The 13,761-nt window shown below is 70.7% G+C and carries 12 protein-coding genes; 2 read left to right on the top strand and 10 right to left on the bottom strand.

The window, feature by feature from the left end; translation table 11 throughout:
* Nucleotides 1-350: 350 nt before the first annotated feature.
* Nucleotides 351-1,358 carry a stage II sporulation protein M gene (locus AQJ27_RS31660; RefSeq protein ID WP_067376020.1) on the bottom strand — a complete coding sequence of 336 codons (1,008 nt, stop codon included), beginning with the start codon at nucleotides 1,356-1,358 and terminating at the stop codon, nucleotides 351-353.
* A 119-nt stretch (nucleotides 1,359-1,477) separates the two neighbouring features.
* Here AQJ27_RS31660 and AQJ27_RS31665 point away from each other — a divergent pair, with 119 nt between their 5' ends.
* Nucleotides 1,478-2,500 (top strand): RDD family protein, encoded by a 1,023-nt coding sequence (locus AQJ27_RS31665; RefSeq protein WP_067376022.1) that lies wholly within the window; start codon nucleotides 1,478-1,480, stop codon nucleotides 2,498-2,500.
* Between the two features lie 28 nt (nucleotides 2,501-2,528).
* Here AQJ27_RS31665 and AQJ27_RS31670 read toward each other — a convergent pair whose 3' ends face one another.
* From AQJ27_RS31670 to AQJ27_RS31705, 9 genes are all read right to left on the bottom strand, one after another.
* Nucleotides 2,529-3,143 (bottom strand): hypothetical protein, encoded by a 615-nt coding sequence (locus tag AQJ27_RS31670; protein ID WP_067376024.1) that lies wholly within the window; start codon nucleotides 3,141-3,143, stop codon nucleotides 2,529-2,531.
* Between the two features lie 99 nt (nucleotides 3,144-3,242).
* The gene (gene ahcY / locus AQJ27_RS31675; RefSeq protein WP_054230216.1) at nucleotides 3,243-4,700 is read right to left on the bottom strand and encodes an adenosylhomocysteinase; all 1,458 of its coding nucleotides are present in this window, start codon (nucleotides 4,698-4,700) and stop codon (nucleotides 3,243-3,245) included.
* Nucleotides 4,701-5,034: 334 nt separating this feature from the next.
* Nucleotides 5,035-6,015, bottom strand: a complete 981-nt coding sequence (locus AQJ27_RS31680; protein WP_067376027.1) for a cation diffusion facilitator family transporter — start codon at nucleotides 6,013-6,015, stop codon at nucleotides 5,035-5,037.
* 141 nt (nucleotides 6,016-6,156) lie between these two features.
* Nucleotides 6,157-7,308: a mannose-6-phosphate isomerase, class I gene (gene manA / locus AQJ27_RS31685; protein ID WP_067376029.1), complete on the bottom strand. Its 1,152-nt coding sequence runs from the start codon at nucleotides 7,306-7,308 to the stop codon at nucleotides 6,157-6,159.
* Nucleotides 7,309-7,392: 84 nt separating this feature from the next.
* The gene (locus AQJ27_RS31690; RefSeq protein WP_067376030.1) at nucleotides 7,393-8,520 is read right to left on the bottom strand and encodes an SIS domain-containing protein; all 1,128 of its coding nucleotides are present in this window, start codon (nucleotides 8,518-8,520) and stop codon (nucleotides 7,393-7,395) included.
* Between the two features lie 81 nt (nucleotides 8,521-8,601).
* A complete protein-coding gene (locus tag AQJ27_RS52720) occupies nucleotides 8,602-8,772 on the bottom strand; it encodes a Trm112 family protein (protein WP_075027380.1) in 171 nt (56 codons plus the stop codon).
* Between the two features lie 509 nt (nucleotides 8,773-9,281).
* Nucleotides 9,282-10,643, bottom strand: a complete 1,362-nt coding sequence (locus AQJ27_RS31695) for a phosphomannomutase/phosphoglucomutase (protein WP_067376032.1) — start codon at nucleotides 10,641-10,643, stop codon at nucleotides 9,282-9,284.
* A 147-nt stretch (nucleotides 10,644-10,790) separates the two neighbouring features.
* Nucleotides 10,791-12,407 (bottom strand): L-lactate permease, encoded by a 1,617-nt coding sequence (locus AQJ27_RS31700; RefSeq protein ID WP_067376034.1) that lies wholly within the window; start codon nucleotides 12,405-12,407, stop codon nucleotides 10,791-10,793.
* Between the two features lie 173 nt (nucleotides 12,408-12,580).
* On the bottom strand, nucleotides 12,581-12,955 hold the full coding sequence (locus tag AQJ27_RS31705; protein WP_054229213.1) for a DUF3499 domain-containing protein: 375 nt from the start codon (nucleotides 12,953-12,955) through the stop codon (nucleotides 12,581-12,583).
* Between the two features lie 352 nt (nucleotides 12,956-13,307).
* Here AQJ27_RS31705 and AQJ27_RS31710 point away from each other — a divergent pair, with 352 nt between their 5' ends.
* The gene (locus tag AQJ27_RS31710) at nucleotides 13,308-13,757 is read left to right on the top strand and encodes a metallopeptidase family protein (RefSeq protein WP_079065401.1); all 450 of its coding nucleotides are present in this window, start codon (nucleotides 13,308-13,310) and stop codon (nucleotides 13,755-13,757) included.
* Nucleotides 13,758-13,761 lie beyond the last annotated feature (4 nt).

The following is a 13,761-nucleotide window of genomic DNA, read 5'->3' on the forward strand; positions in this document are numbered from 1 at the left end:
GTTCTTGCGTTTCCAACCTTACCAGATCCGTTTTCCGTTCCGTTTCCGGTTGGAATTCATTTCCGGTGGCCGTTGGAGGGCCTTTGCCTATTCGATTGCCTTCCGGCTCTCTTTCGGCGAGTCCGACTTTATCAGAAGCTTTTGAGCGGCCTTACCGGCCACTCAGTCCTGAATAATCGGGAGGTGCTTCTCGGGAATCGCATTCACAAGAAGCTCGCAGATCCTAACTGCCACCGTCTGGACTTGTCCAGCTCTAGGCAACTGTTCGAATCTACCTCCCCACCGGCTCCGTGTCAATGGTTCCTGTGAGGCGAAGAGGAGACTAGCAGGTCAACGGAGGTGAACGCACATCAGGCGGCCGTCGGAAGAGTCGCGCTGCGCTCGGACTCGTCGACGTCACCGGTGTCGCCGGCCCGCACCGCGCGACCGCCCAGGACGTAGACGTACGCGAGGAAGGCCAGTTCAGCGGCGATTCCTATGCCGATACGGGCCCAGGTGGGGAGACCGGACGGGGTGACGAAGCCTTCGATGGCGCCCGAGACGAAGAGGATCAGCGCCAGGCCGATCGCCATGCCGAGAGCGGCGCGGCCCTCTTCGGCGAGTGCCGTACGGCGCGAGCGAGGGCCCGGGTCTATCAGGGTCCATCCCAGTCGCAGACCGGTGCCCGCGGCCACGAAGACGGCGGTCAGTTCCAGGAGGCCGTGCGGAAGGATCAGGCCCAGGAAGGTGTCGAGGCGGCCCGCCGACGACATCAGGCCTATGCCCACGCCGAGGTTGAGCATGTTCTGGAAGAGGATCCAGAGAACCGGTAGCCCCAGGAAGATGCCCAGGACCAGGCACATCGCGGCGGCCTGGGCGTTGTTCGTCCAGACCTGGGCCGCGAAGGACGCGGCCGGGTGGCTCGAGTAGTAGGTCTCGTACTCGCCGCCGGGGCGTGTGAGCTGGCGCAGCTGGCTGGGGGCCGCGATCGAGGACTGGACCTCGGGGTGCGTGCCTATCCACCACCCCAGGACGACGCCGACCAGGGTCGACAGGAGCGCCGTGGGGACCCACCAGTGGCGCGAGCGGTATACCGCCGCCGGGAAACCCTGCGTGAGGAAGCGGGTGACATCGCGCCAGGAGGCGCGGCGGTTGCCTGTCACGGCACCACGCGCGCGTGCCACCAGTTGGCTCAGACGACCGGTGAGCTGCGGATCCGGCGCGCTGGACTGGATCAGGGAGAGGTGCGTGGCCGTACGTTGATACAAGGCGACGAGTTCGTCGGCCTCGGCTCCGGTGAGCCGGCGTTGGCGGCGCAGCAGGACGTCGAGACGGTCCCACTCGGCGCGGTGGGCGGACACGAAGACGTCGACGTCCATCGGTTCTGCTGCTCCTCGTCCTCTCGTACTGCGTGTCAGCTTGTCGTACTGCGGCGCGATGCGCCCTCAGCTTGGCAGACTGACCGTTCTCAGGGCAGGTCAGGGGAAGGACGGCAAGTGTGAGTGAGCTAGTGACGGGCGAGGCGGTGGCGCTGGAGCTGCGCCCCGCGAAACTGCCGAGCCGGGCGCTGGCCGTGCTGCTCGATCTGGCCGTGTCCATGACCGCCTATCTGATCGTCACCATCGGCCTGCTGGCCGCGACGGCGGCCTTGGACGACGCGGCGCGGATCGCGGTGTCGATCGCGAGCTTCGTTCTGCTGCTGGTGGGCGGCCCGATCGCGGTGGAGACACTCAGTCACGGCCGCTCGCTGGGGAAGCTGGCCTTCGGGCTGCGGGTGGTGCGGGACGACGGGGGGCCGATCCGGTTCCGGCACGCCTTGGTGCGTGGTGCGATCGGTGTGGTCGAGATTCTGATGACGTTCGGGATCATCGCGTGCATCGCCTCGCTCGTGTCGGCTCGGGGGCGGCGGCTCGGTGACGTGTTCGCGGGGACCCTCGTCGTGCGGGAACGGATTCCCGTCGGACATACGGCCTTCGTGCCTCCGCCGCCGCCCTGGCTTGCGGGGCGGTTCTCCGGACTCGATCTGTCGGCCGTGCCGGACGGCCTGTGGCTGGCCATTCGTCAGTATCTGACGCGGATGCGGCAGCTGGACCCTCAGGTCGGCGGGGCGATGGCGGAGCGGCTCGCGTCCGATCTGGCCGCCCGTACGGGGGCTCCGGCGCCGCAGGGAGTGCCGGCGGCCGCCTATCTGGCGGCCGTGGTGCAGGAACGGCAGGCGCGGGACGCCCGGCGGGCCTTCGGCGGCGGGAGCGCTCCGGCGGTGCCCGGCCACCCGGGCGGGTTCGTCGCCGGGATGCCCGGCACGGGCGGCGGCCCTGTCCTGGGGCAGCCAGGCGCTCACTCCTATCCGCAGGCCTATCCGCAGGCGGGTGTCTCCTCGCCCGCTTCGGCGCGGGACCCCTATCCCACGGCGTCCCCGGCCTCGGAGGGCCCGGCAGCGTCGGTGCAGCAGGCGCCGCCTGCGGCACCGCGGGACGAGCCGGTCGAACGCCCGTCGACCGGGTTCGCGCCGCCCGCCTGAACCCGCTCCGAACCGTGTCCCGGCGTCGTCAGGCGAAGACCGACGGCGGGGATTCGAGGTGCTCGAGCTCCACGCCGGGCGCCGCCAGGACCACGTCTCCCGCGAGGTGTACGGCGTGCTGCTCCCCCGTGTCCAGGGCTGTGACCTGGTATTCGTCCACGGTCAGGGGGCCGTTGTCAGTGGCGTGTGTTTCTCTCGAGATCAAGGCCCAGGACTGGTCGACGGTGCGCGGGGCGAGGACCGGGTCGGTGAAGGCGACGAGGCGTACGCGGGTGGCGGAGGCATCGGGGGTGAGGCGCAGCAGACGGGCGGTGGCGACGAGGAAGGCGGGGGATGTGCCGGTGAAGGCGTGGGCTCGGACATTGCCTTCGGTGGCCTCGGTGCCGGTGGGGTCGGTGCGGACCCAGGTCACGCCGTCGAGGGCGGCGCCACGGACCTGCCAGCTCGCGGCGTGCAGTTCGAGACGGATGGGGCGGCCGAGCTCGTCGAGGGCGAGGTCGACCGAGCCGGCATGGTCGCCGGAGGGGGTGGTCAGTTGCGAGACGTAGCGCCAGCCGGAGGGGCCGGGCGCGCAGTGGAAGTGTTCTTCGGCGAGGGGGGTGTGATCGTGCGGATCATGGAGCGAATAACGACCGCGGGGCATGGGCGTTCAGGTCCTCATCGGGGACAGGCCCCCGCCACGGGGGCGAGGGCCTGCTGACATCCGTACGCCGAGCGGTGGTACCGCTGCTCGGCGGGGTGCTCAGTAGCGGTAGTGGTCCGACTTGTACGGGCCCTCGACCTCTACGCCGATGTACGCGGCCTGCTCCGGGCGGAGCGTGGTGAGCTTGACGCCGAGGGCGTCGAGGTGGAGGCGGGCGACCTTCTCGTCGAGGTGCTTGGGCAGCACGTAGACGTCGGTCGGGTACTCGTCGGGCTTGGTGAACAGCTCGATCTGGGCCAGGGTCTGGTCCGCGAACGAGTTGGACATCACGAACGAGGGGTGGCCGGTGGCGTTGCCCAGGTTCAGCAGGCGGCCCTCGGACAGGACGATGATCACCTTGCCGTCGGGGAACTTCCAGGTGTGAACCTGCGGCTTGACCTCGTCCTTGACGATGCCCGGGATCTTCGCGAGGCCGGCCATGTCGATCTCGTTGTCGAAGTGACCGATATTGCCGACGATCGCCTGGTGCTTCATCTTGGCCATGTCCGAGGCCATGATGATGTCCTTGTTGCCGGTCGTGGTGACGAAGATGTCGCCCTTGTCGACGACCTCGTCCAGGGTCGTGACCTGGTAACCGTCCATCGCCGCCTGCAGGGCGCAGATCGGGTCGATCTCGGTGATGATCACCCGGGCGCCCTGGCCGCGCAGGGACTCAGCGCAGCCCTTGCCCACGTCGCCGTAGCCGAGGACGACCGCGGTCTTGCCGCCGATGAGGACGTCGGTGGCGCGGTTGATGCCGTCGATCAGAGAGTGGCGGCAGCCGTACTTGTTGTCGAACTTCGACTTGGTGACGGCGTCGTTCACGTTGATCGCCGGGAACAGGAGGGTGCCGTCGCGGTGCATCTCGTAGAGACGGTGGACACCGGTCGTGGTCTCCTCGGTCACGCCGCGGATCTCCGAGGCGAGCTGAGTCCACTTCTGCGAGCCGTCGGTGATGGTGCGGTGCAGGAGTTCGAGGACGAAGCGGTGCTCCTCGGACTCGGCGGTGTCGACGGACGGGACCTTGCCGTCCTTCTCGTACTCGACGCCCTTGTGGACGAGGAGAGTGGCGTCACCGCCGTCGTCCAGGATCATGTTCGGGCCGCCGGTGGGGGTGTTCGGCCAGGTCAGAGCCTGCTCCGTGCACCACCAGTACTCCTCCAGGGTCTCGCCCTTCCAGGCGAAGACCGGGACGCCCTGCGGGTTGTCGGGCGTGCCGTTCGGGCCGACCGCGATGGCGGCGGCGGCGTGGTCCTGGGTGGAGAAGATGTTGCAGGAGGCCCAGCGGACCTCGGCGCCGAGGGCGACGAGGGTCTCGATGAGGACGGCGGTCTGCACCGTCATGTGCAGGGAGCCGGTGACGCGGGCGCCCGCGAGGGGCTGCGTGGCGGCGTACTCCTTGCGGATCGACATCAGGCCGGGCATCTCGTGCTCGGCGAGGGTGATCTCCTTGCGGCCGAACTCGGCCAGGGAGAGGTCGGCGACCTTGAAGTCCTGTCGGTTGTCGACAGTCGTCATGACGAGCTGCTCCTCGGGGTCTGGATTGGGGCGAGGTGGATACGGCTGTCTGCGCGGCGCGGGGCATACACATGCCCGAGCAGGGCACGGACGTGCCCCGCAGCAGGGCACAGGAGTGCCTGGTGCGCGCAGCGCAGTCCGTCGGAGGCCCTCTCTCCCTCGGCCGGTCCGCGGTGGGACCGCCCGACCGCCATCAGCAGCGACGTCTGGCTCAGCCACCAAGCTACACCGGTCGCCCCGGGCCGCCCCAGTCCGGCTCCGGCCAACGGTCGTTGTGGCCGAGGTGTGCGGCTGGTCTTCGGGCGGGTGAGTGCCGGGGGCGGTGCCGGGTGGGTCAGTGCTCGGACGGCGTCTGGGCGGGGCCCCCGGGGGTCGCTTCGGGGTTCGGGCCCTTTGCGGCCTGCGCCTCGCTGTAGATGTCCGGTTCCAGGTAGATCACGCGGGCGATCGGGACGGCGGCGCGGATGCGGGACTCGGCGGCGTTGATCGCGGTGGCGACCTCGGTGGCCGTGTCGTCGTGCTGGACGGCGATCTTCGCGGCGACGAGGAGCTCCTCCGGGCCGAGGTGGAGCGTGCGCATGTGGATGATGCCGGTGACCGTGTGGCCGTCGACGATCGAGGCCTCGATCTTCTTGACCTCTTCGACGCCCGCGGCCTCGCCCAGCAGGAGGGACTTGGTCTCGGCGGCGAGGACCAGCGCGATCAGGATGAGCAGGATACCGATGCAGAGTGTGCCGATGCCGTCCCAGACGCCGTCGCCCGTGAGCAGGGCGAGGCCGACACCGCCGAGGGCGAGGACCAGACCGATGAGCGCGCCGAAGTCCTCCAGGAGGACGACCGGCAGCTCGGGGGCCTTGGCGCGGCGGATGAACTGCGACCAGGAGTGCGTGCCCCGCAGTTCGTTGGACTCCTTGATGGCCGTACGGAAGGAGAAGCCCTCGGCGATGATCGCGAACACCAGGACGCCCACCGGCCAGTACCAGTGCTCGATCTCGTGCGGGTGCTTGATCTTCTCGTAGCCCTCGTAGACGGCGAACATGCCGCCGACCGAGAAGAGGACGATCGAGACGAGGAAGGCGTAGATGTAGCGCTCGCGGCCGTAGCCGAAGGGGTGCTGGGGGGTCGCCTCGCGCTGGGCCTTCTTGCCACCGATCAGGAGCAGGGCCTGGTTGCCGGAGTCGGCGAGCGAGTGGACGCCCTCGGCGAGCATCGAGGACGAGCCGCTGAAGGCGAACGCCACGAACTTCGATGCCGCGATCGCGAGATTGGCGCCGAGTGCCGCCACGATCGCCCTGGTGCCGCCTGAAGCGCTCATGTGCTCCTGCTGTCCCTTCGTACGCCGTCCGGGCCCCGTTCGTACGCTCGTACGCCGGTCCGGGCTTTGCCCGCCCTTTGCGGTGGGCCATTGTTGCAGCCCGGTCCGACGGCGGTACGTCTGGCCGCCACAGTCGCCTCGTCAGGCCACCACTGTCGCACGGAAGATCGTGCCGGACCCGGACACCTCCGCCTTTTCTCCCGCCGGTACGAAGACCGACTCGCCGGGGGCGAGGGTGTTGCCGTCGGCGTGTACGGAACCCGACGTGCAGAGCAGGATCTGCGGGGTGTCGCGGGTGAGGTCGTGCGGGGCGGCGCCCTCCGCGAGGGCGTACCGGGAGAGACGGAACTCGTCGATGGGGGTCGCGTAGACCTCCTCGCCGTCGGGGGACGCCTCCGGGCGCAGGACGCCGGGGTCGCTCGCCTCGAAGCGGACGACGCGCAGGAGTTCGGGGACGTCGACGTGCTTGGGGGTCAGGCCGCAGCGCAGGACGTTGTCGCTGTTGGCCATGATTTCGACGCCGAGACCGTTCAGGTAGGCGTGCGGGACGCCGGCGCCGAGGAACAGGGCCTCGCCGGGCTGGAGCTGGACGTAGTTGAGGAGCATCGCGGCGATCACGCCGGGGTCGCCCGGGTAGTGGTGGGCGAGGTCGGCGTAGGGGGCGTAGGCGCCGCCGAGACGGGCGCAGGCGGCCGCGGCCTCGGTGACCGTGCGGGCCATGTCGTCGGGGTCCGCGCTCAGCACCGCCGTCAGGACCTCGCGCAGCGCCGCGTCCTCCGGGTGGGCGTGCAGGAGGTCGACGTACGGCTTGAGGGAGTCGACGTCCAGGCCGGCGAGCAGTTCGGCGGTCTCGTCGGGGCTGCGGAAGCCGCACAGGCCGTCGAACTCGGTGAGGGCGCAGATCAGTTCGGGCTTGTGGTTGGCGTCCTTGTAGTTGCGGTGCGAGGCGGATATCGGGACGCCGCGGAGCTCCTCGTCCTCGTAGCCCTCCTTCGCCTGTTCGAGGTTGGGGTGCACCTGGAGGGAGAGGGGCGCGCCCGCGGCGAGGATCTTGAGCAGGAACGGCAGGCGGGGGCCGAACTTGGCGACGGCCGCGCGGCCGAGTTCCTTCTCGGGGTCCTCGCCGATGACCTCGTCGAGGGGACCGCGCGCCGTGCGGGAGGGCGCGCCCGGGTGGGCGCCCATCCACATCTCCGCCTGCGGTTCACCGGTCGGCTCGACGCCGAGCAGCCGCGGGATGGCGGTGGTCGAGCCCCAGGCGTAGGGGCGGACGGTGTTTTCGAGGCGGTCCATGTGTGTCGTTCTCTCCGTACGTGCGCTGCGCTGGTCAAGAGTCCCGGGGCGGCCTCGGCCGACCCGGGATGCCTGGCTACAAGATCAGGCCCCTGAAGCGAGCGCCAGGTAAACGGCGGCGAAATCCGTGACGGCGATCAGTTCCGCGAGGGTCTCCAGTTCGGCGCCCTCCTCCGGCTCGAGCTCGCTGAGAGCGGTGTCGTGGCTGAGGGCGAGCTCGCGGGCGGCCGGGGCGGCGGTGAGGCCGCCGGCCGGGCGGTCACGCAGGAGCACCACGCGCGCGTGGAGGACCTGCTGTTCCTCGACTCGGTCGCGGAAGAAGTCGTCGGGGTCGGCGCCGGCGGCGAGTGCGCCCGAGAGCAGCACGCTGTGGGCGGCGAGCGCCTCGGGGAGTTCCGCGGTGAGGGCGGGGCGGCCGGCCAGTTCCGCGAGCGCGGCGGTGAAGCGGCGGCCCGCGGGGCCGGCGGAGGTGCCCTCCGTCCAGATCACCGGGAGTGCTTCGGCGAGCTCGGCGGCGAGCGTCTTGGCCGGGTTGCTGTAGGGCGCGATGGCCGGGCCGCAGCGTTCGGCGACGCGGTCCAGGCGGTCGGCGACCTTCTCCAGCGCCTCGGGCGGGGCGGAGACCAGGCCGGTGCGGTCCAGCAGCACGAGCAACGGGGTGAGCAGGGCCCACAGGACGCCGGGGGCGGAGGCCGCGAGGGGTTCGGTCGGCTCGTACGGGGCGGTCGCCATCGGTACGAACAGGCCGTGCGTGCCCTGCACCTCCTCGACGATCGGGGTGCCGGCGGGGGCCACCGCTACGACGGAGCAGCCGCGCCGGTATGCCTGCTCGACGAGGAGTTCGAGGCCTGGTTCGCTGCCGTCGGGGGTGGCGATCAGCAGGAGGTCCACCGGGCCTGCCCAGCCGGGCAGTTCCCAGCGGAGGGCGCCGGACGCGGGGGCGACGCCGGTGGGGGTGAGCCGGATGATGGGGCAGCTGGCTCCGGCGAGGGTGCCGAGCAGTTCGGCGACGCCGGTGGCGGCCAGGCCGGGGCCGGCGATCAGGACGGCGCGTGGGCGGCCGTCCGGCTTCAGTTCCGCGATTCCGGCTTCCGCGGCGTGCCGGACTGCGGTACGCACACGGGCGCCGGCCTCCGCGGCGCCCCGGAGCAGCTCGCGACGGTCGGCGCGGGCGAGCGCCTCTGGGTCGTCGAGCAGCGATTCGTCGAGCATGGGTCGGCAGCCTCCCGATCGCCGGTGTGTTGCCTCTGTCGCCTGATTCGCCTGTGTGGTGGGTGTCGCCGGTGGGGGTGTTTACCCGGGGCGGCGGGCCTCGTCGACGAGGAGTACGGGGATGCCGTCCCGGACGGGGTAGGCGAGGCCGCAGTCCTGGCCCGTGCAGAGCAACTCGCTCTCCTGCTCCTTGAGCGGGGCGTGGCAGGCCGGGCAGGCGAGGATCTCCAGGAGGCCGGCTTCGAGCGGCATGGGGTGTCCTTTCGAACGGGGTGGATGCGGCCTGGTCAGCGTACCGCTGTGGGGGGTGGGGTGCCGGGGTGTGTGGACGTGGTGATTTCGCCCCCGCCGCCCCTACCCTCCCCCAAGCTCTCGGCTTCGCTCGAGCAGGGGGGACCCCCATCATCCCCAGGGGCTCCGCCCCTTCAACCCCGCCAGGGGCTCCGCCCCCGGACCCCCGCATCGCCCGAAGGGCTCGTCCTCAAACGCCGGACGGGCTGAGTGATGCGGGCCCGGGATGGGTGGGTGGACCGGGGGTGGATGGGGCATCGGCCCCGACCTCGTCCTCGAACGCCGGACAGGCTGAGGGGGTGGGCCCGGGATGGGTGGGGTCTGGTTTTCGGACCCGGCCCCCGCTCCGGCCCCGGCCTCGCAACGCCGTGCGGACCGAGGCTTTCAGGGGCGCGGGGAACTGCGCGGCCAGCCCCCGCCCACCCGCAGCCGAACAACCGCCGGGCGGAACCGGCACCCCCAGGAGGGGGTCAGCCCCTGATGATTTCCAGGATCTCGTCTCGTACCTTCGCCATCGTCGGCTCGTCCTTCGCCTCGGCGTTCAGGCGGAGGAGGGGCTCGGTGTTGGAGGGGCGGACGTTGAACCACGAGTCGCCCAGGGTGACGGTCAGACCGTCGAGCTCGTCGATGGTGACGCCCTCGCGGCCCTCGTACGCGGCCTTGATCGCGGCGAGGCGGGCCGCCTGGTCGTCGACCGTGGAGTTGATCTCCCCGGAGCCGACGTAGCGGTCGTACTCGGCGACGAGCTGGGAGAGCGGGCCGTCCTGGCCGCCGAGGGCGGCGAGAACGTGCAGGGCGGCCAGCATGCCCGTGTCCGCGTTCCAGAAGTCGCGGAAGTAGTAGTGCGCGGAGTGCTCGCCGCCGAAGATCGCGCCGGAGCGGGCCATCTCGGCCTTGATGAAGGAGTGGCCGACGCGGGTGCGGACCGGGGTGCCGCCGTGCTCGCGGACGACCTCGGGCACCGACCAGGAGGTGATGAGGTTGTGGATGACCGTGCCGCCGCCGTGCTTGCCGAGTTCGCGGGCGGCGACCAGGGCGGTGATCGCGGACGGGGAGACCGGGTCGCCGTTCTCGTCGACGACGAAGCAGCGGTCCGCGTCGCCGTCGAACGCGATGCCGATGTCGGCGCTCTCCTCGCGCACGCGCTGCTGGAGGTCCACGATGTTCGCCGGGTCCAGCGGGTTCGCCTCGTGGTTCGGGAACGTGCCGTCCAGTTCGAAGTACATGGGTACGAGGTCGAGGGGGAGGCCCGCGAAGACGGTCGGCACCGTGTGCCCGCCCATGCCGTTGCCCGCGTCGACCACGACCTTCAGGGGGCGGATGTCGGTCAGGTCGACGAGCGAGCGGAGGTACGCCGAGTAGTCCTCCAACGTGTCACGCTGCGTGATCGTTCCCGGTGTCGCGTCGGAGGCCGGGAGGCCCGAGTCGAGCCAGGACTCGACGAGTTCGCGGATCTCGGCCAGGCCGGTGTCCTGGCCGACCGGGGCGGCGCCCGCGCGGCACATCTTGATGCCGTTGTACTGGGCGGGGTTGTGCGAGGCCGTGAACATGGCGCCCGGCAGGTCGAACGCACCGGACGCGTAGTACAGCTGGTCGGTGGAGCACAGGCCGATTTCGGTCACGTCGACACCGCGTGCCGCCGCCCCGCGTGCGAAGGCGCGCGACAGGCCGGGCGACGAGGGCCGCATGTCGTGACCGATCACGATGGCGTCCGCTCCGGTCACCTGGACGAAGGCCGCCCCGAACAGCTCGGCCATCGACTCGTCCCACTGGTCCGGGACCACCCCACGTACGTCGTACGCCTTCACGAGCTGCGACAGATCAGCAGTCACGGCCAACCTTCCAGAAGTCCACTTCGGTCGCCCCAAACTACCCGTACCGGCTGACAGCCCGCCGTGAAGGGGCCGATCGGACGCTCGCCCGTCATCTGGGAGCCCCAACCGTCACCCGGGGGTAACGCACGGGGTCGGATCCGGCCGTCAGGGCAGCATCCAGTCGAGGACCGGTGAGCTCTGGCCCAGCACGATCAGACACATGATCAACAGCAATCCGGCGCTCCACGGAAGCACTTTGCGCAGCAGGTCGCCCTCACGGCCCGCGAGCCCGACCGCCGCGCACGCGATGGTCAGGTTCTGCGGCGAGATCATCTTGCCGAGCACTCCGCCCGAACTGTTGGCGGCGGCGAGCAGTTCGGGAGACAGCCCCGACTCATGGGCCGCGCTGACCTGGAGGGCACCGAAAAGGGCGTTCGCCGAGGTGTCGGAGCCGGACACCGCCACGCCGAACCAGCCCAGAACGGGTGACAAGAAGGCGAGCCCCGCTCCGGCCGCCGCCACGAAGTGCCCGATCGTGGCCGCCTGTCCGGAGAGGTTCATGACGTAGGCGAGGGCCAGCACGGACGTCACGGTCAGGATCGCGAATCTCAACTCACGCACCGTCGCCGCCCATTCCTCGACCGCCACGCGCGCGTGCACCCCGAGTACGACGGCCGTGCACAGTCCGGCGAGCAGGACGAGGGTGCCGCCGGTCGACACGAGCGGGAGCGTGAGGACATTGCCCCCGACCGGCTTGCCCTCCGGGGTGACGACGTCCAGGAAGGGCCAGTCGTACGTACGGGTCGCATGCGCCAGCCAGTCCTTGACCGCCGGGATCTGCGCGATCGAGAAGATGACGACGATCAGCGCGTACGGGGCGTACGCGCGCACGACCTCGGGGCGCGGGTCCTCCTGGTCCAGGTCCTCGCTGCGTACGCCGGTCAGGACCGCCGCTCGTACGGGCTCGGCGGCGGGCCTGCGCGCGTGCGGTACGGCGACCAGGGCGGCGGCGCCCGCCAAGGACGCGCCGATGTCGGCGAGTTGCGCGGAGACGTAGTTCGAGGCGGCGAACTGGGCGGCGGCGAAGGCGACTCCGCACACCAGGGCGGGCACCCAGGTCTCCCGCAGCCCGCGCCGGCCGTCGACCAGTCCGACGAGCACAAGGGGCACGACGAGGGCCAGCAGCGGGGTCTGACGGCCCACTACGGAGGCGACGGAATCCAGTGGCAGGCCGGTGACTTGGGCGAGTGTGACGACCGGTGTGCCCATCGCTCCGAAGGCGACCGGCGCGGTGTTGGCGACGAGCGCCACCACGGCCGCGCGCACCGGGTCGAAGCCGAGCGCGACCAGCATCACCGAGCAGATCGCGACGGGCGCGCCGAAGCCCGCGAGGGCTTCCAGGAGCGCGCCGAAGCAGAAGGCGACGACGAGTGCCTGGATGCGCGGGTCGTCGGACAGTCGCCCGAAGGAGCGGCGCAGGACGTCGAAGTGCCGGGTGCGGACGGTCATCCGGTACACCCACAGGGCGTTGACGACGATCCACAGGATGGGGAAGAGGCCGAAAACGGCCCCCTGGGCGGCGCTGGAGAGCGTCTGGCCGACCGGCATGCCGTAAGCGAGCCAGGCGACCAGTGAGGCGGACAGGAGGCCGACGAGCCCGGCCCGGTGCGCCTTCATGCGGACGCCGCCGAGCAGGACGAGGACGATCACGAGGGGCAGGGTCGCCACGAGGGCGGAGAGGCCGAGCGAGTCGGCCACGGGTTCCAGTTCCTGGACGTACACGGGCGCCTCCCCGGATTCCGCCGCACGGGAGATTCCGCGATGCGGAAAGCGTTTTCTCACGGGTGAGGAAATCGTCGTGTCCGCGACAAGCCCTCGTCAATGGGCGTGCACGACTCGGTGAAGCCTGGGGAGGAGGCTCGGGGGGCGACCCTGGATACGGAAGGGGCGGACGCTCAGTTGTCCGGCGAGCGCAGCACCCGTAGGTGGCCGCGGCGCGCGACCTCCATCGGGTCCGCCGAGCGGGCACCGCCACCGGCCTCGGCGGCGCGCTGCTGCGGCCTGGCCGCCTCGCGCACCGCGTTGGCGAGCGCTTCCAGATCGTCACCGCTGGGGCGGGAGGGAGCGGAGGCGTCGGCGAGCCGGACGACCTCCCAGCCGCGCGGCGCGGTGAGGCGCTCGGAGTGCTCGGCGCACAGGTCGTAGCAGTGGGGTTCGGCGTAGGTGGCGAGCGGGCCGAGGACCGCGGTCGAGTCGGCGTAGACGTACGTCAGCGTCGCGACGGCGGGGCGGCCGCAAGCGGTTCGCGAACAGCGACGTACAGGGCTCACGACGTTGGACGGTACCGCACTCTTGAGCGGGCCGCGACGACTCTCCCCCAGGTCACCCCACCGTGTCGTGCTGTGAGTCCGCCCACACAAGCCTTCGGACCACCCGTCCTGACCTGGGGCGACAGCCCGCGGCGAGATGCCGAACAGACCTGAATCCGGTCACCACTTGGTGCAAACCACGTCAATTGCCATGTGAGTGACGGTCCTGGAGGCATACGGAATCGAGCCCAAGCTTGGCTGGAATGGTCATCCTGCGACATCCGGAACGTGCGCCGGGCTTCTTGCCCCGGGCCGCGGGCCGCCGCGTGGGGGTCGGGCACGCGGACCTCGTGGGGACTACTCTTCGTCAGTGATGGACACCCCCGTACCGCCCACCGCCGCCGCACCCGGGCCCCGCCGTCGTGATCGCCACGGAAGGGGCATGCGCGGCCCCGTCGCGCCGCCCCAGGTGCCGCTCGCCGCGAGCCGCGCCGAGGTCTTCGCGGACCTGGTGCAGGACTCCGTGGAGCGGCTGGAGCGGCGCTGGCCCCAACTCGCCGACATCGACTTCATGGTCCTCGAAGTGCCCCGCCTCGACGGCTCCGGCGAGAGCTGGAGCGACGAGGCGGTGCCCCTGGGGGGCACGATCCCTGCGCACGAGGGCCATCCCGCGCGCGTGGTCGTCTACCGTCGCCCGGTCGAGATCCGCACCAAGGGCCGCGACGAGCGCGCGGCGCTGGTGCACGAGGTCGTCGTGGAGCAGGTCGCGGAGCTGCTGGGGCTGACACCGGAGACGGTGGACCCGCGCTACGGCGAGGACTGAGGCC

It is taken from the genome of Streptomyces olivochromogenes (genome assembly GCF_001514115.1).
Classification (GTDB): Bacteria; Actinomycetota; Actinomycetes; order Streptomycetales; family Streptomycetaceae; genus Streptomyces; species Streptomyces olivochromogenes.